This is a genomic window from Congregibacter variabilis (assembly GCF_045689235.1).
GTDB classification, from domain to species: Bacteria; Pseudomonadota; Gammaproteobacteria; order Pseudomonadales; family Halieaceae; genus Congregibacter; species Congregibacter variabilis.
This window is the reverse complement of record NZ_CP136864.1, coordinates 760,003-779,395: the sequence shown is the minus strand read 5'-3', so window position 1 is coordinate 779,395 and position 19,393 is coordinate 760,003. Positions and strand designations below refer to the sequence as shown.

17 protein-coding genes are annotated in these 19,393 nt (G+C 55.4%); 14 read left to right on the top strand and 3 right to left on the bottom strand.

The features are described 5' to 3' along the window. Positions 1 to 153 precede the first annotated feature (153 nt). Both R0135_RS03520 and R0135_RS03515 read left to right on the top strand, forming a co-directional pair. Positions 154 to 1,251, top strand: a complete 1,098-nt coding sequence (locus R0135_RS03520; RefSeq protein ID WP_407348874.1) for a mechanosensitive ion channel family protein — start codon at positions 154 to 156, stop codon at positions 1,249 to 1,251. After that, positions 1,248 to 1,997 carry an S-methyl-5'-thioinosine phosphorylase gene (locus tag R0135_RS03515; RefSeq protein WP_407348873.1) on the top strand — a complete coding sequence of 250 codons (750 nt, stop codon included), beginning with the start codon at positions 1,248 to 1,250 and terminating at the stop codon, positions 1,995 to 1,997. Before R0135_RS03520 ends, R0135_RS03515 begins: the two co-directional genes overlap by 4 nt. Positions 1,998 to 2,001: 4 nt before the next feature. On the opposite strand, the gene R0135_RS03510 is transcribed toward R0135_RS03515, so the two are convergent. Both R0135_RS03510 and mfd read right to left on the bottom strand, forming a co-directional pair. Further along, entirely contained in the window at positions 2,002 to 3,225 is a 1,224-nt protein-coding gene (locus tag R0135_RS03510; protein WP_407348872.1) for a CsiV family protein, read from the bottom strand. Beyond that, entirely contained in the window at positions 3,212 to 6,670 is a 3,459-nt protein-coding gene (mfd, locus tag R0135_RS03505) for a transcription-repair coupling factor (protein WP_407349872.1), read from the bottom strand. Before mfd ends, R0135_RS03510 begins: the two co-directional genes overlap by 14 nt. A 173-nt stretch (positions 6,671 to 6,843) precedes the next feature. Here mfd and R0135_RS03500 point away from each other — a divergent pair, with 173 nt between their 5' ends. From R0135_RS03500 to R0135_RS03445, 12 genes are all read left to right on the top strand, one after another. After that, on the top strand, positions 6,844 to 8,313 hold the full coding sequence (locus tag R0135_RS03500) for a glyceraldehyde-3-phosphate dehydrogenase (RefSeq protein WP_407348871.1): 1,470 nt from the start codon (positions 6,844 to 6,846) through the stop codon (positions 8,311 to 8,313). 229 nt (positions 8,314 to 8,542) lie between these two features. Then, complete coding sequence (locus R0135_RS03495; protein WP_407348870.1) at positions 8,543 to 9,886, top strand: Na(+)-translocating NADH-quinone reductase subunit A; 1,344 nt, start codon at positions 8,543 to 8,545, stop codon at positions 9,884 to 9,886. 3 nt (positions 9,887 to 9,889) lie between these two features. Further along, positions 9,890 to 11,089: an NADH:ubiquinone reductase (Na(+)-transporting) subunit B gene (locus R0135_RS03490; protein ID WP_407348869.1), complete on the top strand. Its 1,200-nt coding sequence runs from the start codon at positions 9,890 to 9,892 to the stop codon at positions 11,087 to 11,089. Continuing rightward, complete coding sequence (locus tag R0135_RS03485; protein ID WP_407348868.1) at positions 11,079 to 11,849, top strand: Na(+)-translocating NADH-quinone reductase subunit C; 771 nt, start codon at positions 11,079 to 11,081, stop codon at positions 11,847 to 11,849. Before R0135_RS03490 ends, R0135_RS03485 begins: the two co-directional genes overlap by 11 nt. A gap of 2 nt (positions 11,850 to 11,851) precedes the next feature. Next, a complete protein-coding gene (locus tag R0135_RS03480) occupies positions 11,852 to 12,514 on the top strand; it encodes an NADH:ubiquinone reductase (Na(+)-transporting) subunit D (protein WP_407348867.1) in 663 nt (220 codons plus the stop codon). Continuing rightward, positions 12,514 to 13,122, top strand: coding sequence for an NADH:ubiquinone reductase (Na(+)-transporting) subunit E (gene nqrE, locus R0135_RS03475; RefSeq protein ID WP_405272948.1), 609 nt, complete (start codon positions 12,514 to 12,516; stop codon positions 13,120 to 13,122). The genes R0135_RS03480 and nqrE overlap by 1 nt, the downstream gene beginning before the upstream one ends. 9 nt (positions 13,123 to 13,131) lie before the next feature. Next, positions 13,132 to 14,355 (top strand): NADH:ubiquinone reductase (Na(+)-transporting) subunit F, encoded by a 1,224-nt coding sequence (nqrF, locus tag R0135_RS03470; RefSeq protein ID WP_407348866.1) that lies wholly within the window; start codon positions 13,132 to 13,134, stop codon positions 14,353 to 14,355. A 143-nt stretch (positions 14,356 to 14,498) separates the two neighbouring features. Continuing rightward, complete coding sequence (locus tag R0135_RS03465; RefSeq protein ID WP_407348865.1) at positions 14,499 to 15,458, top strand: FAD:protein FMN transferase; 960 nt, start codon at positions 14,499 to 14,501, stop codon at positions 15,456 to 15,458. A 34-nt stretch (positions 15,459 to 15,492) separates the two neighbouring features. After that, positions 15,493 to 15,729 carry a (Na+)-NQR maturation NqrM gene (gene nqrM / locus R0135_RS03460; RefSeq protein WP_407348864.1) on the top strand — a complete coding sequence of 79 codons (237 nt, stop codon included), beginning with the start codon at positions 15,493 to 15,495 and terminating at the stop codon, positions 15,727 to 15,729. 19 nt (positions 15,730 to 15,748) lie between these two features. After that, positions 15,749 to 16,999 (top strand): lipoprotein-releasing ABC transporter permease subunit, encoded by a 1,251-nt coding sequence (locus R0135_RS03455; protein ID WP_407348863.1) that lies wholly within the window; start codon positions 15,749 to 15,751, stop codon positions 16,997 to 16,999. Next, positions 16,992 to 17,675 (top strand): lipoprotein-releasing ABC transporter ATP-binding protein LolD, encoded by a 684-nt coding sequence (lolD, locus tag R0135_RS03450; RefSeq protein ID WP_407348862.1) that lies wholly within the window; start codon positions 16,992 to 16,994, stop codon positions 17,673 to 17,675. Before R0135_RS03455 ends, lolD begins: the two co-directional genes overlap by 8 nt. After that, positions 17,672 to 18,889, top strand: coding sequence for an FtsX-like permease family protein (locus R0135_RS03445; protein WP_407348861.1), 1,218 nt, complete (start codon positions 17,672 to 17,674; stop codon positions 18,887 to 18,889). The genes lolD and R0135_RS03445 overlap by 4 nt, the downstream gene beginning before the upstream one ends. Here the strand turns inward: R0135_RS03445 and R0135_RS03440 are convergent. After that, a complete protein-coding gene (locus tag R0135_RS03440; RefSeq protein ID WP_407348860.1) occupies positions 18,877 to 19,374 on the bottom strand; it encodes a DUF2062 domain-containing protein in 498 nt (165 codons plus the stop codon). The genes R0135_RS03445 and R0135_RS03440 overlap by 13 nt on opposite strands. Positions 19,375 to 19,393 lie beyond the last annotated feature (19 nt).

Genomic DNA, 19,393 nt, shown 5'->3' with positions numbered 1-19,393 from the left:
ACCCATACTACTTTTTTATGAATTGAGGGGATTCAAGAACTTGGACCTGCTGGCGTACAAATGATCTTAGCTCAGTGCCGCGCTGTTATACTTTCGGCGTCTTAACGACATTTTCCACATGCTCAAATAGTCTAAACGGCAGTCAGGACCGACATGGAATCACAACTCACTGTTGCTTTCGCTCACGTTGCTAATAGCCTGAACCTACCTTGGGTTTGGGTAGCGATAGGGGGGCTGCTGCTCATTGCGCTTGTGGGGCAGTGGGTCATCGGGGCTGTGTTTAATCGGCTGCATCGTCTGGCCGAGCAGTCAAAGCAGCAGTGGGACGACGCTTTTGTGACGGCACTGGCGGCTCCGGCCAAGCTTGCCTGGTGGCTCTTGCTTGTCACGCTGCTGTTCGCGTTGTTGCCGGCGCTGGCATCTGTGCGTGGCATAGCTCTGACAACACTGCACGCCTCTTTGGTGCTGCTTGTGCCCTGGTTTTTGCATCGTCTAATCGCGAACGTCGAAGAGCAGGTGGTGCTTGCCAAGTTTTCGGACGGTGCTTCGGTTGATAAAGCGACCGTGCGTTCAACGGCGCGCCTTTTGCGAGTCGCACTGTGGCTTATCACCGCGTTGATGCTGCTGCAGACACTGGGCGTATCGGTGTCCGGGCTATTGGCCTTCGGTGGCATCGGAGGGATCGCCGTTGGCTTTGCAGCAAAGGACTTGTTGGCCAACTTCTTTGGCGGTATCGGAATCTACATGGATCGCCCTTTCACGATTGGAGACTGGGTACGCTCTCCAGACCGCGCTCTGGAGGGTACCGTAGAGGATATTGGCTGGCGTGTGACGCGTATTCGCACCTTCGATAAGCGTCCGCTGTATGTTCCCAACTCCGTCTTCAGTCAGATTGTGATTGAGAATCCGTCGCGGATGCTCAATCGCCGAATTTACGAAAAATTTGGTTTGCGCTATGAGGATAGCCGCTCTCTTGCGCCTGTGGTGGATGCCGTCCGGGAGATGCTTCAGACGCACGAGGCCATTGATACCGATCAAACGATCATTGTTAATTTTGAGTCTTTTGGCGGGTCCTCCCTGGACTGCTTTTTGTATTGCCATACCCGAACGACCAATTGGGTGGAGTATCACGGTGTGAAGCAGGATGTATTGCTCAGAGTTCTTGAAATAGTTCATGCACATGGCGCGGATATCGCGTTTCCCACGCGGACACTGCATATGCAGGGTCCAGATGGGAGCCAAGGCGCATGAGTCTGGCCATTATCGGTGGCACTGGGCTCAATACCCTTGCTGGATTGGAAGTGCTCGCATCGCATGCGGTGGATACACCTTATGGTCAGCCCTCCATGGCGATCGAGGAGGGGGTTTACGGTGGTCGTAAATTGCTTTTTCTGCACCGTCATGGCGGCAGAGCGCAGCCCATCCCTCCGCATTTGGTAAATTACCGCGCGAATATCTGGGCCCTTCGTGAGTTGGGGGCAGAGAGGATTCTGGCTGCGAATGCCGTCGGAGCGATTAATGCCGGGATGGTCCCCGGAAAGCTTGTTGTGCCCCACCAACTGATTGATTACACCTGGGGTCGCGAACATAGTTTTGATGACGGCAGTAGCGGCGAACTGCTGCATGTGGATTTCACCCATCCTTACGACGGTGAACTTCGCGACGAGATCCTTGGTGCAGCGCTAGCTGTGGGACTCCCCCATGTAGCTACCGCGGTGCTGGGTGTGGTTCAAGGGCCCCGCCTTGAGAGTGCAGCCGAGGTGCGGCGTTTTGCCAACGATGGTTGCGACTTATTGGGAATGACCGGTATGCCCGAAGCGGCTTTGGCCAGAGAGCTTGCGATACCTTATGCCGCCGTTTGTATGGTCGTAAACGCCGCCGCGGGTGTGAGTGAGAAGCCTATCTCTATGGACGACATTCGCCAGACACTGCTGCAGGAAACAGCGCTTTTCGGTGCCTTGCTAAAAGCATTCCTGGAGCAGCAATCCGGGCTGTGAACGCCTAGGGCGTTTCGTCTTCAACGTCCGGGTCAGCGGGCAACAACTCTATAGGCAGTGCATGGCGCGCACGAAACTCTCGTTCCGCTGGCGCCAGCAACGGTAATGCCTCTTCACTCAGGGGCGTCACCTTTACAATGACGCCAATAACAGGGTGATCCAGGTAGTGAATTTCTTTGGAGCGCATGCGTCGGCTTTGGCGGTGCACGATGGCGTGGCGCCATGGGTACGCGGTAGCGCTGTCGTCATCTTCATCCAAAGCTATATCAGAGCCATCTGGTGAGTCTGAGCTTGGGGGCGATTCGATATCGTCGGGCATTGGCACTTCGCCGAATAGATCATCGATACTCGTGGCTGGCGCCCAGGGATTGATAGTGCTGCCGCTCAGGGTCTGCGCCCGTAACGAAGTCGGAGGCAGCGGTGGTGGGGCGATCTGCCAGCCTTCAGGCAGGTATTCGCCTTGAGTGTTAAGCCACAGGTCCAAAACGATGTGCAGGTAGCGTGAGCGGTAAACTTGCAGGCTGCCCTGCAACGCCGGCCAGTCGAGGCTATCCATATCTCCCGAGCGATCCATAATCAACGCCGGTGTCTGATCTGCCTCATCAAGCATTGCCCACCAGCTTCCGTGGAACAGGACTTGATTTCCCTGGCGGCGCAGGCTGCGAGCCTGAGTTCGAAATTCAAGCTGCTCGTCATCGAGTAGCTCGTAGGGCAGGGCAATGACCGGGCTGTCCAGATCAAGCTCCGGACTATTGGGATCCAGCTGGGGATTGTTGGGATCCTGCGAAGGCTGCAGATTCGCCATCGCAGTCAGATCGGTTTCGTCCTCTGCAGCAATCAAGATATCCAGGTCGTCTGGAGGCGTTGTGAGCGCATCGGGTCGGGAGTGATCTAACACCTCTTCTATGGGGGCGGGGACAATTAAGGTCTGAATGCCCCGGCTGTCGATTGTGCTGGCATACGACTGACTCTCCTGCAGGCGACGATCCGCAACGGCAGGGTCAAGCAAATAGCGATGTTGTCTTGGGTATTCCAACGTAGGAAGAGGATCCCACTGTTCTGCAAAACGGCTGTCTGCGTCTTCACGAACAAAAATCAAAACCTCGGTGCGATACCAGTTCTCGGCTAAGTCTTCGGGAACTTCCGCCTGCGTGGCCACAGCAAAGAGGCTCAGATAAAGCCCGGCAAAGGATCGCAAGGGCAGCGATGGGATCTTATGCAGCATCATCAAGTAGATCTCCTGCAAGTCGCTGGAGCAGTTCTTTAGCAAGCTCTTCTCGAACTTTGAGGTCTGGAAGCGCGCGTTCGATGCGCAGGCGGGTGGGACCGGCAAGCTTGTAGTTAAGCGGCTGTTCCTGCACCAGTGTCACGAGTTGTAAGGGATCCACATTGGTATTATCCATAAAGTCGATATGTCCTCCTGCCTCACCAAGCTCCAGAGCCTTGATACCACATCGCTGGGCAAGTAGTCGCAGGGAACTGGCACTGAACAAGCCTTTTACCGGTGGCGGCAGCAGCCCAAAACGATCGATCATCTCTACCTGCATCTCTCGCAGCGCCAGATCATTTTCGCAAGCCGCGATGCGCTTGTAGAGAATTAGACGCATATTGGGATCCGGAAGATAGTCATCCGGAATGAGTGCAGGGGCATGAAGGTTGACTTCGGTAATGGCCTGCAGCGGTGCGTCGATGTCTGGAATGTCGCCGCGACGCAATGCTTCTACCGCCTGACGCAGTAACTGGGAGTACATGGCAAAGCCGACGCTTTGAATTTGCCCGCTTTGCTCATCGCCCAATAATTCCCCGGCGCCGCGAATCTCAAGGTCATGTGTTGCCAGCTGATAGCCCGCGCCGAGATCGCCTGCGGCCTCGATGGCTTCAAGCCGCTTGCTGGCATCCTTGGTCATTGCCGACGCCGGTGGGCACAGCAGATAGGCATAGGCCTGATGGTGAGATCGGCCCACGCGTCCCCGCAACTGGTGCAGTTGGGCCAGGCCAAATTTGTCGGCCCTGTCAATGATGATGGTGTTCGCGTTGGGTATGTCGATGCCGGTTTCGATGATTGTCGTACAAATCAAAATATGATGCCGCTGGTGATAAAAATCGGACATCACCCTTTCGAGCTGGGTCTCATGCATCTGGCCATGAGCAATGACTATGCTCAGGTCCGGAAGGAGTTCCCGCAGGGCCGCGGCCCGTTGTTCGATGGTTCTCACTTCATTGTGAACGTAGAACACCTGTCCGCCACGCAGCGTTTCGCGAAGTACAGCCTCTTTTATCAGGCCATGATCCTGCTGCCGCACAAAGGTTTTGATGGAAAGTCTTCTGGCCGGGGGCGTCGCAATGATCGATAAATCACGCATGCCGCCCAAAGCCATGTTTAGCGTGCGCGGGATAGGTGTTGCAGTGAGCGTCAGAATATCTACCTCCGCTCGAAGGGCCTTGATGCTGTCTTTTTGGCGCACGCCAAAGCGATGTTCCTCGTCAATAATGAGGAGGCCCAGATCGGCAAACTTGATATCGCTCTGTATGAGCTTGTGTGTGCCAATGAGAATATCGACATCACCGTTGGTCAGGCGCTTGACGACGTCTTTGGTGTCCGAGGTGGATTTAAAGCGCGAGATGACCTCTATTTTCACCGGCCAATTGGCAAACCTGTCGCGAAAGGAATTGTAGTGCTGCTGGGCCAGAAGCGTTGTGGGGACCAATACTGCAACCTGACGCTGATTGGCAGTGGCAATAAACGCTGCGCGCATGGCGACTTCTGTTTTACCAAAGCCCACATCCCCGCAGACCAGGCGATCCATTACTCCGGAGGCACACATATCCTGTTCTACCGCTTCGATAGCAGCAGCTTGATCCGGTGTTTCTTCGAAGGGGAAGCCCGCGGCGAAGCGTTCATAGTCCTCTTGCGGGTTGTCAAACTGGACACCCTGGCGTGCCTCCCGGCGTGCGTAGACTTCAAGCAGCTGTGCCGCCACGTCGTTGGCCTTCTCCCGTGCCTTGCGCTGGGCTTTGTCCCACTGCTCGGATCCGAGGCGATGGAGCGGGGCGTGCTCGGGATCACTGCCAGCATAGCGGCTGATGAGCTGCAGTGAAGCGACGGGCACATAAAGCTTTGATTGATCCGCGTATTCCAGCGTTAGAAATTCAGCAGCCGCACCATCCACTTCAAGGTGCGTTAGACCCACATAGCGACCGATACCGTGTTCAGCATGAACAACGGGAGCACCCTGCCTGAGTTCGTTCAGGTCTCGGAAAATCGCTTCCGGGTCCTGGGAGTCCCGGCCACGACGGCGACGACGCTGCGCCACGCGTTCTCCAAACAGTTGGGTTTCGGTTATCAGCATTGGCCCGGTGGGCCCGAGGTTGATGCCGCGATCGATAGGCGCCACTGCCAGAGAAAACTGCGAGCCGGACGCAAGAAATTCAGCCCAACTTGCAACTTCCTGAGGTGGCGTATCCAGGGATTCCAGTAGAATTTCCCTGCGTCCTTCTGTTTCTGCACACAACACTACAGGTCCGCTGTGGCCCTGGAGCAGGGTCTTGAGACGGGTTGCGAGTCCGCTTTCGTTTTCACCGCCAAGAAGTTGTGGTGGTGGTTCAATGTCAGTCTTGATGTGAGCGGGCGCTTCAGCGGTTTGTCGCAATTCAAGGACAGCATGCTCGCCGAGCTTCTGAAAAAGCTCCTCAACAGGTGTAAACAGTTCACCGGGAGACAATAGCGGCCGGCGTGGATCGACGCCGTAATCGGTAAAGCGTCGCGATGCCTCATCCCAGAATCGGCTGGCGGCGCTGTAGTGATCGCCCAGCGTGAGCAGGGCCGCATTTTTCGGAAGGTAGTCCAGCAGGGATTCGCAGGCATCAAAAAACAGTGGCAGGTAATACTCCGCGCCACCAGGGGCGCGACCTTCACTGAGCTCTGTAAATATGGGGCACTGGTCGTGGTCAACATCAAATCGGGCGTACCAACGCTGCTGGAAGGCCTTGATGCCCGGCTTGTCCAGAGGGAACTCCCGGGCCGGCAGCAAGTCGACACTGGGCAGCTTCTCGACGGTGCGCTGGGTCTCCGGATCAAAGCACCGCAGCGAATCAATCTCGTCATCGAGTAAGTCAATGCGCAGGGGCAATTTACTGCCCATCGGGTAGATGTCCATGAGCGAGCCACGCACAGCAAACTCCCCGTGCTCATAAACCGTATCCACCGCGCGGTAGCCATTCTTGGATAAGGCAGCTCTAAGAGCTTCTATGTCCAAAGATTGGCCTTCTTTTAAAAGCAGGCTGTTGGCTTCGATATAGTGGCGCGGCGGCAGGCGCTGCATCAGTGCTGGAACCGGGAGTAAAAGCACCCCCCGGCGCGCGTGAGGCAGGCGGTGCAGGGTCCTCAATCGCTCGGACACGATGTCCTGGTGCGGTGAAAAGTTATCGTAGGGCAGGGTTTCCCAATCGGGAAGCTGCAATATCTCGCAGTCTGGCGACAAAAAGAACGGTAATTCTCGGGCCAGCATTTGCGTTTGGGCGGTATCTTCCGTGAAAACGACGAGTAATCGCTCCTCGGTCGCAAGCTCCGCAATGCACAGCGATGCGGTGCTACCGAAAAAAGGGCCGATAGCGGTACGGCTGCCGGTCTTGGTGGGCCAGGGACATTTGTCCAGCAATGGAGCGAACAGCATAGGAATGGGGCGATTCTGCGCGGAAAGGGTCGCTATTGTAGAGCGAGGTGGCCCGGGGTTCCAAACTGTGAGCAACTCAACATTTGTCATGTTGCGAGCAGGCGGATGGCCGAGGATAATGCGCGCCACCAAGTGTTACCTCGCCACTAGCGCGCCACAAAAGGACATTTTCCGTGACGGACCGCAAACGACCCCGCCCAGACGACTATTTTAAAGATTGGAAAGAGCGTGAAGCCCTCGCAGAGGACATCATTCCCCTGGTAGGTCGTCTCGCACGCGAGAAGAACGTTAAGTGTTTTTGCTACGACAAATCGCTGGTGAATACTTCAGTTCTTGATTTGATGAAGACGCATCGCTATGTGCGTCAGGTCGAAGGCAATGAGCTGTCAGAGCGAGAAACTCACCCGGTGCTCACAGCCATGAGTGCGATGAACCTGGGGCCTGCGCATATTGATGTAGGTCGTCTCGCAGTGAATTACTACGACAAGAACCACGGTGAGGGTCTCAGTGTCGAAGAGTATGTAAAGGAGCAACTGGCTCATCTCATTGAGGGCGAGGCCACGCCAGCGCAACAGCCTGTGGACGTCGTGCTGTACGGTTTCGGTCGTATCGGGCGACTGGTAGCTAGAATTCTGATTGACAAGGCCGCCGGTGGCGAAGCGTTCCGCCTGCGTGCGATCGTGGTGCGTAAAGGTAGTGCCCCTAACGATCTGGAAAAGCGCGCCAGTTTACTGCGCAGGGACTCTGTCCATGGAGCTTTCAATGGCACCATTCGCGTCGATGAAGAGCGTCAAAGCTTTGTAGCCAATGGCAACGAGGTGCGGGTTATCTACGCCAGCTCGCCCGACAGCATTGATTACACGGATTACGGTATCGACAATGCAATCATTATTGATAACACCGGTGTGTGGCGCGATGAAGAAGGCTTGTCTCAGCACCTGAAGTCCAAAGGTGCCGCGAAGGTTATTCTCACGGCCCCGGGCAAGGGTGATATCAAAAACATCGTTGCCGGCATTAACAATGACGATATTGCTGCTGATGACCGCATTATTTCGGCAGCGTCGTGCACCACAAATGCGATTGTTCCGCCCCTGAAGGCTATCGATGACAAGTTCGGTATCCTGCATGGTCATGTAGAGACTGTGCACGCGTATACCAACGACCAAAACCTGATCGACAACTACCACAAGGCCGATCGTCGAGGCCGTAGTGCGCCCTTAAACATGGTGATTACTGAGACTGGTGCAGCCAAGGCGGTGGCAAAAGTCCTTCCTCAGCTCTCCGGCAAGCTCACCGGCAATGCGATTCGCGTGCCCACACCTAACGTTTCCATGGCCATTCTGAATCTCACCCTGAGGGATGAAACGGACGTAGAGACACTTAACGAATACATGCGACATATGGCGCTGCATTCGACAATGCGTCGTCAAATTGACTACTCAAACTCTCCGGAAGTGGTCTCCTCGGACTTTGTCGGATCGCGAACGGCCTGTGTTTACGACGCGCAAGCGACGATCGTAAGTGGCAATCAGGCGGTTATGTACCTGTGGTATGACAACGAATTTGGCTACAGCTGTCAGGTCTATCGAGTCATGGAGCGCATGGCAGGGGTTAATTACGCGGTCTACCCCAAGCAGGCCTAGCATATTTCTGCCGCAAGTTTTCGCATGCGACAGTGATAAATAGACGCCTACTTGAGTAGCGGGAGTGCCCGACGCTTCGCTATAATGCCGGCGGCCTGAAGCCGGCTCGTCGGGGGAGCGAAGCGAGTCGGTAAGTCATTCAAGGCCAACACCAGCGAAAGATCTTTATGTGCTTTGCAGGAGTGTTGGCCTATTCGCTTGATACACAACGACAATCCAGGCGGATTACATGATCAAAATATCGCGGGGGCTTGATATCCCTCTTGAAGGTGCGCCCGAGCAAAAGATTTATGATGCTCCACAGGCGCGTACCGTTGCCGTACTTGGTGGTGACTATGTCGGGATGAAACCGACCATGGCTATCCAGGTTGGTGACCGCGTCCAGTGCGGACAGATTCTATTTAGCTACAAGAAAACGGAGGGTGTTCACTACACGGCTCCGGCATCGGGTGTTGTATCTGCGATTAATCGCGGAGCCAAGCGCGTACTGCAGTCTGTGGTCATTGATGTAGACGGCGATGACGCTGTCTCTTTTGACAGTTTCAGCACTGATGAAGCGAAGAACCTGTCCGGCGAAGCGGTGCGTGCGCAGCTATTGGCGTCGGGCCAGTGGGCAGCATTGCGTACACGTCCCTTCAGCGCTGTGCCTGCGCCGGATCATCAGCCCACTGCGGTATTTGTTACGGCGATGGATACCCATCCGCTGGCCGCAGATCCATCGCTGGTGATCACCGAGCAGTCCGAGGCATTTTCTCTGGGCCTTGATCTCCTTGCCACCCAAACATCAGGTCCGGTGTACTTGTGCACAGCACCGGGTGCACAGATTCCCGGCGGAAGCGCGAATAATATTCAACGGGAGGAGTTTGCAGGGCCTCACCCGGCAGGTCTACCCGGCACCCATGTTCATCTATTGTTTGGCGCCAGTGCTGAGCGATCTGTGTGGACCGTCAATTATCAGGATGTCATTGCCATTGGTAGACTGTTTTTGGATGGTCGGCTATGGACCGAGCGTGTTGTGGCATTGGCTGGCCCCCAAGTTGATCATCCTCGCCTGCTGCGTACGCGCATCGGCGCCGATCTGGAAGCGCTGATCGCAGGTCAGGTCGCCTCTGGCGAAAACCGCCTGATTTCGGGGTCGGTCCTGGGCGGTCGTAAAGTCGCCGGCGCTACGGCGTATCTTGGCCGTTACCACAACCAGATTAGTGTTTTGGAAGAAGGTCGCGACCGCGAGTTTTTGCACTACCTGCGAGCGGGTGCCAATAAGCATTCAAGTCTTGGTATTTATCTGAGCAGCTTTTTTGGACGCAAGCCATTGCCTATGACTACCTCAACAAACGGTAGCGAGCGAGCGATGGTTCCCGTTGGTGCCTACGAGCGAATCATGCCTCTGGATATTCTGCCAACGCAGTTGCTGCGATCTCTGATTGTGGGAGATACGGAAAGTGCGCAGGCCCTGGGATGTCTTGAGCTGGATGAAGAAGATCTCGCCCTGTGCACATACGTGTGCCCAGGGAAGTACGAATACGGGCCTATCCTTAGGGATAACCTGACACGCATAGAGAAGGAGGGTTAAGTCGTGGCCTTACGTAAATGGCTTGACGGCGTAGAGCACCACTTTCAGGACGGGGGGCGTTATCAGAGCTTTTATCCCCTGTTTGAAGCGGTAGACACTATTTTCTACAAGCCGTCATCAGTGACTCGCTCAACGGCTCATGTTCGCGATGGCATTGACCTGAAACGCATCATGATTACCGTGTGGCTGGCTGCATTCCCAGCGATGTTTTACGGGATGTACAACCTCGGTTTTCAGGCCAACGAAATTCTTGCGGTAACCGGCGGCAGTGTCGAAGGCTGGCGCGGATCGCTTATCGCGGCGTTTGGCGGAAACGACGCTGGCAATATCTGGCACAACATGTGGTTCGGCGCACTGTATTTCGTGCCGATTTACCTCGTCACCTTTGCCGTCGGGGGCTTTTGGGAGGTGCTCTTCGCCGTGAAGCGGGGGCATGAGATTAACGAGGGATTCTTTGTAACCTCGATTCTCTTCGCTTTGGTATGTCCACCGGACCTTCCGCTATGGCAGGCCGCGCTGGGTATCAGCTTCGGTATCGTTATTGGTAAAGAGGTTTTCGGCGGTACAGGTAAGAACTTCCTTAACCCTGCACTGACCGGGCGTGCATTTTTGTACTTTGCCTATCCTGCACAACTATCTGGCGACGCGGTGTGGACCGCCGTAGATGGCTACAGCGGCGCAACACCTCTGGGGCTCGTAGCCTCCGAGGGCATGACCGCATTGCAGGCCCAGTACACCTGGATGGATGCCTTTATCGGATCAATCCCCGGGTCAATTGGCGAGACATCAACGCTTATGGTGATGATTGGTGGCGCCATTCTGCTGCTGACTAAGGTTGCATCCTGGCGTGTGGTTGCCGGTGTGTTCCTCGGCATGTTTGTATTTTCGTCCTTTCTTAACATGGTGGGTTCTGACAGCAACCCGGCGTTTTCCATGCCCTGGTACTGGCATATGGTGGTCGGTGGCTTTGCTTTTGGTATGTTCTTTATGGCCACCGATCCGGTGTCTGCGGCGATGACCGACCGCGGGCGTTGGGCCTACGGGTTCCTCATCGGCCTGATGACCGTGCTGATTCGCGTTATTAATCCCGCGTTCCCCGAGGGCATCATGCTGGCGATACTTTTTGCCAATTTGTTTGCCCCATTGTTTGATCACTTTGCCGTTCAGGCGAATATCAAGAGGAGGCTCGCTCGTGTCCAGTAATGACGGTATTGGCAAAATTCTGGGTGTAGCGCTGGCCTTGTGTATTGTCTGTTCGGTAATTGTGTCGACTGCGGCAGTGGTGCTTAAACCTGCGCAGGAGGCCAATAAGAGCCTTGATCGCAAGCGTAATATTCTTCAAGCGGCAGGAATGCTCGAAGAAGGCCGCAGCGTCGAAGAACAGTTCGCTGTGGTGGAAGAGCGTTTTGTGGATCTACAAAGCGGGGAGTTCACCGACTCAGTGACCCCGGGTTACGACCAGCGAGCCGCAGCGAAAGATCCCGCGACATCGCGCGATGTACCGAGTGACGAGGACATTGCAAAAGTGGGTCGTCAGGCTTCTGTGGCCCAGGTTTATCTCGTGCGTGGCGACAGCGGCGATTACGAAAAAATCATTCTTCCCGTGCATGGTTATGGGCTTTGGTCGACTTTGTATGGCTTTCTTGCTTTGGAATCCGACGGCAACACAGTCGCCGGACTGGGTTTTTACGATCATGGGGAGACACCAGGCCTGGGCGGTGAAGTAGACAATCCTCGCTGGAAAGCCTTGTGGCCGGGGAAGAAGGTGTACCGTGACGGAGAAGTAGAGCTGGGTCTCAAAAAGGGCGCAGTGGATCCGACAAGCAGTGATGCCGACTGGAACGTCGATGGCTTGTCCGGAGCGACATTGACGAGCCGGGGCGTCACGAACCTTATCGACTTTTGGTTGGGCGACAACGGGTTCGCACCTTTCCTTGCAAACCTTCGAAACGGGGAGGCCTGATCATGGATGCCGTAAAAGATACGCTCACTGGCCCGATTTTTAAGAACAATCCAATCGCGCTTCAGATTCTGGGGATCTGCTCCGCACTCGCGGTGACATCCTCGTTAAAAGTCACGTTAGTGATGTGTGTGGCCTTGACTCTGGTCACGGCCTTTTCAAACCTGTTCATCTCGTCGATCAGGCAGCACATACCAGGCAGCATACGCATCATCGTCCAGATGACCATTATTGCCTCACTGGTAATCCTGGTGGATGAGGTTCTCAAGGCAGTGGCTTACGATATTAGTAAGCAGCTGTCGGTGTTCGTCGGACTGATTATCACCAACTGCATCGTTATGGGCCGCGCAGAAGCCTACGCCATGAAGAACCCGCCAGTGGCAAGTTTCATGGATGGTATCGGCAATGGCCTTGGCTACTCGGTGGTGTTGATTTTTGTCGCAGTCATTCGGGAGCTGTTCGGAGCCGGAAAGTTGTTCGGTTTTGAAATCCTGCCGCTGGTGACCGAGGGTGGCTGGTATAACCCCAACGGTTTACTGCTGCTGCCTCCCAGCGCTTTCTTCATTATTGGGTTGTTTATCTGGATTCTTCGCTCGGCAGATGCCAAGCAGGTAGAGGAGCCAGACTTCCGTATGGCGAAACACACCGTAGCGGAGGAGGGCGTCTGATGGAGTATTACCTTGGCCTGTTTGTGCGGGCAATCTTCATTGAGAACATGGCGCTGTCGGTGTTTCTGGGCATGTGTACGTTTCTTGCGGTCTCCAAAAAGGTTAGTGCGGCCATTGGCCTCGGCGTTGCCGTGGTTGTGGTGCTCACGATCACCGTGCCCGTTAACAATCTGATCTATAACTACCTCCTTGCCGATGGCGCTCTTGCCTGGGCGGGTTTGCCCGACGTTGATCTGAGCTTTCTGGGTCTGCTGTCATACATCGGCGTGATCGCCGCGCTGGTGCAGATTCTGGAGATGTTCCTGGATAAGTATGTGCCAGCTCTGTACAACGCGCTGGGCGTGTTCCTTCCCTTGATCACTGTGAACTGCGCCATTCTTGGTGCGTCTCTGCTGATGGTCGAGCGTGATTATAACTTTGGTGAGAGCGTGGTGTTTGGTGCAGGCGCTGGAGTGGGTTGGGCACTGGCGATTGTTGCCCTGGCGGGTATCCGCGAGAAGCTCAAGTACAGCGATGTTCCCGACGGCTTGCAGGGGCTTGGCATAACCTTTATCACTGTTGGACTAATGTCCCTGGGCTTTATGGCCCTCGGCGGCATCGATCTCTGAGGCACAAACATGGATATGACAATCGTATACGGCGTGGGCATGTTTACCGCGATGATACTGGCGCTTGTCGGCATCATTCTCTACGCGCGAACGCTCCTGGTCAGCAGTGGCGACGTGACTATCGAGATCAACGGTGAGCGCAATATCACGGTACCCGCCGGTGGAAAACTCCTGCAAACCCTCTCAGAAGCGAATGTGTTTCTTGCGTCGGCCTGTGGTGGTGGTGGCACCTGCGCGCAGTGTAAGTGCATCGTAAACGAGGGTGGCGGTTCTATGTTGCCCACGGAAGAGTCTCATTTTACCCGTCGGGACGCGGCTGACGGCTGGCGCTTGTCCTGCCAGACAGCTGTAAAACAGGACATGAAGATTCAGGTTCCTGAAGAAGTGTTTGGCGTAAAGCAGTGGGAGTGCACGGTAGAGAGTAACCCCAATGTGGCGACCTTTATTAAAGAATTGACGCTCCGCCTTCCTGAAGGCGAAAGTGTCGACTTTCGCGCAGGCGGGTATGTGCAGCTTGAGTGTCCCCCACATCTGGTGAACTACAGCGACTTTGATGTTGACGAGGAATACCGGGGTGACTGGGAGCGGTTTGGCTTCTTCAAGATGTCATCCAAAGTGGATGAGACAGTGATTCGCGCGTATTCCATGGCGAACTATCCCGAAGAAAAGGGTGTTGTGAAGTTCAACATACGTATTGCGACTCCGCCTCCGGGTAGCGAGGGCATCTCTCCAGGTCAAATGTCCTCCTGGGTTTTTGGTCTCAAACCGGGCGACAAGGTCACCGTTTATGGACCCTTCGGTGAGTTCTTTGCCAAAGATACCGACGCCGAGATGGTGTTTATTGGTGGCGGTGCCGGCATGGCGCCAATGCGTTCGCACATCTTTGATCAGCTAAAGCGCCTTGGCAGTAAGCGAAAAATTTCGTTTTGGTACGGTGCCCGTTCGCTGCGTGAGATGTTCTATGTCGAAGACTATGACGGTCTGGCGGCAGAGAATGAGAACTTTGAGTGGCACGTAGCTTTATCTGATCCCCAGCCCGAAGATAACTGGGATGGTTTGACAGGCTTTATTCACAACGTGCTCTTTGAAGAATACCTCAAGGATCATCCGGCTCCGGAAGACTGCGAGTACTACATGTGTGGACCACCCATGATGAACGCAGCGGTGATTAAAATGCTCACAGATCTGGGCGTCGAGCCCGAGAACATCATGTTGGACGACTTCGGCGGTTGATGAATCGCAGGTCCCATTGGGAACCTGCCCTGGCGAAACCTATGCTTCGTGGCTTCTGTGTACTGCTCCTCGCAATTGTGGGAGCAGTCTGTCTCTCTTCTTGTGACAGTGCCCCCAGTCGTGTGGTGCTCAAAGGCGCCACTATGGGAACTAGCTGGTCGGTGATCTATGCGGCCGACGAGTCCGGTCAGGTCGGCGATCTGGGCCCCGTATCTCCACAAGATCTCCAGTTGCTCATTGAGCGCGAGCTTGAGGCGATCAACCAGTCGCTGTCGACTTATATTCCCGATTCTGAAATCTCAATTGTCAACGCTCTACGGACAGAGGCGCCCGTACAGTTGTCGCAACGGTTTGCCGAAGTACTGGATGCCGCGCTACTCGTAGGCCAACTTACTGAGGGCGCCTATGACGTAACCGTGGGGCCCTTGATTGAGCTATGGGGATTCGGTGCAACATTACGTGCTGCAAGCCCGCCGGAGGCGGTTGAGATAAGCGCAGCGATGGATCTGGTGGGGTCTGATCGGCTGTCCTGGGATTCGAATAGCGCTATCTTAAGTCGTCCCCCTGGGGTAAGAATTGACCTATCGTCGATAGCCAAGGGCTATGCTGTGGACCAACTGACTGAGGTGCTTACCGAGCGTGGTATCACCAACAGTCTGGTGGAAATTGGGGGAGAACTGCGGGCCTCTGGCCAGCGTCCCGAGGGCGGACCCTGGCGTCTGGCCGTAGAATCTCCCGATCCCGCTCAGGCGCGCTTTATCGAAGCCTTGAGTATTAGCAATGCAGCCGTAGCGACCTCTGGGGATTACAGAAACTACTTTGAGTACCAGGGGCGACGCTATTCTCATCTTGTGGACCCGCGTAGCGGCTATCCCGTCGCGCACGATCTCGTATCCGTAACCGTTATTGACCCGCTGTGCATAAAGGCCGACGCATTGGCCACGGCTTTATTGGTGCTGGGACTGGAAAAAGCAATGCAACTGGCGGAGGAGGCTGGACTGGCCGCGCACTTCGTTGCTCGGGGCAATGAGGCACTTGAGGTACACTACACAACAGCATTTGATACTTATCGGCAGAGCGCCCAAGCCGCGCATACGCCCTAGCGCCGCATAGGTTCGCAGTTACACTGGAGTTGTTATGGTTTTTGTTCTCGCATTCCTGATTATGGGTCTGATCATGGCTGGTATGGCCATTGGTGCCATGGCCGGTCGCGGACCCTTGAAAGGCTCCTGTGGGGGGCTCTCGGCTGTGGGCATAGAAGGTCGTTGCGATATTTGTGGCGACGATCCCAGTCTTTGTGAGACGCAGTCCAAAGAAGGCCCTCGGTCTGTGCGCGATGATGGCGACGCTCGATTTTACGACGCCAGCAAGTAACCTCTGAAGTCTTTGGGCTATGGCCTCATACACTCGGTTTCTGGGGCTACGCTACGGGTTTAGCCGGCAACGCTCACGATTTACCACCTTAGTGTCTCTGGCTTCCATGTTGGGAATGCTTCTCGGCGTGGCGAGTTTGATTACGGTGTTGTCAGTGATGAACGGCTTCGCAGGGGAGCTACGCGGACGTATTCTTGCCCTGATCCCCCATGGATATGTCGAACAGACTGTGGTGCAAAGCGCCGCGGAATATGCGGCTGATACCGCGGCGCTGTCGGCGTCGCTCCTGGCCCATCCTGAGGTTCTGGCCGTGGCGCCTTTTGCTCGCGAGACCGTCCTGTTTTCTGGACCCTACCGGCAGCAAGGTGTGGTGCTCACGGGAATCGATATTGCCCAGCAGTCAGCATTGACGGATCTTGCGCAATTTATGTTGCTAGGAAGCCTCGAGGACTTGAGGGAGGACTTCAGTGTCATTATTGGGAGTTCCCTGGCCCGTATCCTGGGAGTGGTGCCGGGAGACGATGTGCGAATTATTCTTCCGCAGGTGCGCACCACACCGCTTGGCTTGTTTCCCCGTTCTCGTTTATTAAAGGTCGTGGGCTTGTTTGAAGTGGGTGCGCAGCAAGATAGCGTTCTGGCCTATGTCTCTTTGAACAGCGCAAATCGCTTGTTAGCGACCGGCGGCACCCGCGGACTGCAGATCCGCACCAGCGACCTCATGGCCGCCCCGGCCTTGCAACCATCGTTGCAGCCGTTGATTGCGGGGCGGGGTGTCTATCGTCCCTGGAGCGAGACCCAGGGTTCGTTGTTTCGAGCTATTCGCATGGAAAAGCTCACGGTGAGTATTCTGTTATTGGGTGTGGTGCTTGTTGCTGCGTTCAATGTGGTCTCTACACTGGTCATGGCTGTGACCGAGAAGCGGCGGGATATCGCGGTTCTGCGCACAATGGGGGCAACCCCGGGTGGCATCTCTCGTATCTTTCTTACTCAGGGTCTGGCGCTGGCGCTCCTGGGTGTCCTTGCGGGCACGTTCCTGGGCGTGCTCTTGTCAATTTATGTGGCCGACGTTGTGGATTTTTTTGAGCAATTATTGGGAGCTAAAATATTCGATCCCTCGGTATATTTCATTTCCCGGCTTCCTTCGCGGCTCCTGTGGTCGGATGTTGCCCTCGTGGGGGCTGCGGCCACTGTGTTGAGTGTGCTTGCCGCCATTTATCCCGCTTGGCGAGCTAGCCGTATCGCCCCTGCAGAGGTTCTTCGCTATGAGTGATTCGGTCGCGCTGCGCTGTACCGATGTGCAAAAAAGTTACGATGACGGTGCATCGCGCGTCACAGTTCTTCGGGGAGTCGATTTCACGCTTCAGGAAGGTGAAAAAGTGGCCGTCATTGGTGTTTCCGGGTCAGGTAAGTCCACCTTGCTTAACCTTTTGGGTGGGCTGGATCGGGTGACGGCCGGGGAGGTGGCTCTGGCGGGTCGCGATCTTTCTACGATGTCCGAGAGCCAGCTCGCCCGGTGGCGAAATAAGCACCTGGGTTTTGTGTATCAGTTTCATCATTTGCTCCCGGAGTTTTCTGCTTTAGAGAACGTCGCGATGCCGCAGCTCATTGCAGGTGTTTCCCGGCGCGAAGCACACTCTCGGGCCGCAGACATGCTGAAAGAGGTTGGGCTGAGCAGCCGTAGCTCCCACCGACCGGGGCAGCTGTCTGGCGGTGAACGTCAACGAGTGGCTATCGCTCGGAGTCTGATCAACAGCCCAAGCTGCGTACTCATGGACGAACCTACAGGCAATCTTGACCCCGAGGCTGCGCAGCAGGTGCTGGACCTGATAGATAAGCTTCGAAAGACACGCAGTGCCTTTGTAGTGGTCACACACGACCTGAGTGTGGCGCACCGTATGCAGCGTGTGCTGCGCTTGAAGGATGGACGTCTGGAAGTTGTTCAGTGAGCTTTTGGGAAACCCTGAGAGTTGCCCTTCGTTACACCCTTGCTTTTGGCCGAGGTCATCTATCGGTATTTATGGCTGGGGTATCCATTACCGGGCTGATTCTGGGGACCGCCTTGTTACTGACAGTCTTGTCGGTAATGAATGGCTTTGAGCGTGAGATGCGAGAGCGGATTCTCGCCTTGGTCCCTCACGTAACGGTACATACGCCGGCTAACTTCGCTAATGACGCGGGTTTTATACAGCGCCTGCGCGAGCTGCCGCGGCTTGCATCGGTCTCGCCTTTTGTCAGCTTTGACGGTATGGCCATTAGAGGTCGAGACGTTGTAGCTATTTCAGGACTTGGTCTTGAGACCATTGCGCAAGTGACTCCGGCCATGGCCAAGCTTCCGAATTTGAGTGATATATCAGGTGTTGTGCTCGGCGACTCCGTAGCGCAGCGATTGGGTGTGGAGGCGGGTGACAGCATCACGATAATTGTCCCGCCCAGGGGGCGAGATCGCCGTACGGATATCGCGACGGAGCGTCTCAAAGTAGTGTCTCTGGTGGATACGGGCACGGAGTTGGATGAGTCCCTGGCACTGATGTCTCTTGATCAGGCCTCCGCGTTGGCGGGACTGGGTGGGGGCATCAGTGGTTTACAGCTTCGCTACGTTGATCCATTTGAGGTTGACACGCTGCTTCCGCAGTTGCGGCGTGAGTTGCTCCCGGGAAGTTACGCTACAACCTGGCGCATGACGCACGGTAATCTTTATGCTGCGATACAGTTGTCCAGAGATTTGGTGGTACTGCTTCTGACCTCAATCATTGGGGTGGCGGCGTTTAATGTGGTGTCAGCGCTGGTCTTGATTGTCATTGACCAGCGCGGCGCCATTGCGATCATGCGCACCCTGGGCGCGACCCCTTGGAACATGGCATCTATATTTATTACCCAGGGGCTCATTATCGGAGTGATTGGATCAGCTATCGGCTGCGCGCTGGGTGCTGCGCTGTGCGGCGCTCTGCCCAGTATCGTAGCGGCTCTTGAGCGCAGCCTGCAGTTTCAATTTCTGAGTACAGACGTGTATCCAGTATCGTTTATACCGGTCGATTTACGGGGGGAGGATGTGCTGCTCATTGCCGCTGTGGCAATTGTCATGTGCGTGCTCGCAGCGCTGTATCCGGCTTTGCGCGCGGCGCGGCTGCAGCCGGCGAGCGTTCTGCATCAGGACATCTGAGCGCGGCGTTTTTTACGTTTTTTCCATTGTCGGGCGACACGGATTCGCCATAAGACGTTCACAACAAAATAGCCCAGGCTGCCGAAGAAGAGGCCGCACAGAAGACACCCGGCAAGCAATGGTCGCCAGACGCGTTGGAGTTCTTCTTGCAACCATTGGATGCTAAGGGCAAATTCCACTTCTTTAAGTGGCACATCAATAATCAGTGCTCCCACCTGATATGCAAGATAAAAGATAGCCGGGACCGTGAGGGGGTTGGTAATCCATACCAATCCCACAGAAATGGGTAGATTACAGCGCAACATTACTGCCCCCAGAGCCGCAAGCAGCATCTGCCCGGGCACGGGTATAAACGCCAGAAATAGCCCAACGAAGAAGGCCATAGACGCCGAGTACCGGTTGAGGTGCCACAGATTGCTGGCGTAAACCCATTCGCCAAAGATGTCTAAAGCGCCATGCTTGCGAAGCTTGGCGGGGGAGGGCATCAAAGATTTCAGTGTTTTA

Bases quoted from the DNA above. Each gene is read 5' to 3' on its own strand.
- R0135_RS03520 (WP_407348874.1), top strand. From the start codon at position 154: ATGGAATCACAACTCACTGTTGCTTTCGCTCACGTTGCTAATAGCCTG.
- R0135_RS03515 (WP_407348873.1), top strand. From the start codon at position 1,248: ATGAGTCTGGCCATTATCGGTGGCACTGGGCTCAATACCCTTGCTGGA.
- R0135_RS03510 (WP_407348872.1), bottom strand. From the start codon at position 3,225: ATGATGCTGCATAAGATCCCATCGCTGCCCTTGCGATCCTTTGCCGGG.
- mfd (WP_407349872.1), bottom strand. From the start codon at position 6,670: ATGCTGTTCGCTCCATTGCTGGACAAATGTCCCTGGCCCACCAAGACC.
- R0135_RS03495 (WP_407348870.1), top strand. From the start codon at position 8,543: ATGATCAAAATATCGCGGGGGCTTGATATCCCTCTTGAAGGTGCGCCC.
- R0135_RS03480 (WP_407348867.1), top strand. From the start codon at position 11,852: ATGGATGCCGTAAAAGATACGCTCACTGGCCCGATTTTTAAGAACAAT.
- nqrE (WP_405272948.1), top strand. From the start codon at position 12,514: ATGGAGTATTACCTTGGCCTGTTTGTGCGGGCAATCTTCATTGAGAAC.
- nqrF (WP_407348866.1), top strand. From the start codon at position 13,132: ATGGATATGACAATCGTATACGGCGTGGGCATGTTTACCGCGATGATA.
- R0135_RS03465 (WP_407348865.1), top strand. From the start codon at position 14,499: ATGGGAACTAGCTGGTCGGTGATCTATGCGGCCGACGAGTCCGGTCAG.
- nqrM (WP_407348864.1), top strand. From the start codon at position 15,493: ATGGTTTTTGTTCTCGCATTCCTGATTATGGGTCTGATCATGGCTGGT.
- R0135_RS03455 (WP_407348863.1), top strand. From the start codon at position 15,749: ATGGCCTCATACACTCGGTTTCTGGGGCTACGCTACGGGTTTAGCCGG.
- lolD (WP_407348862.1), top strand. From the start codon at position 16,992: ATGAGTGATTCGGTCGCGCTGCGCTGTACCGATGTGCAAAAAAGTTAC.
- R0135_RS03440 (WP_407348860.1), bottom strand. From the start codon at position 19,374: ATGCCCTCCCCCGCCAAGCTTCGCAAGCATGGCGCTTTAGACATCTTT.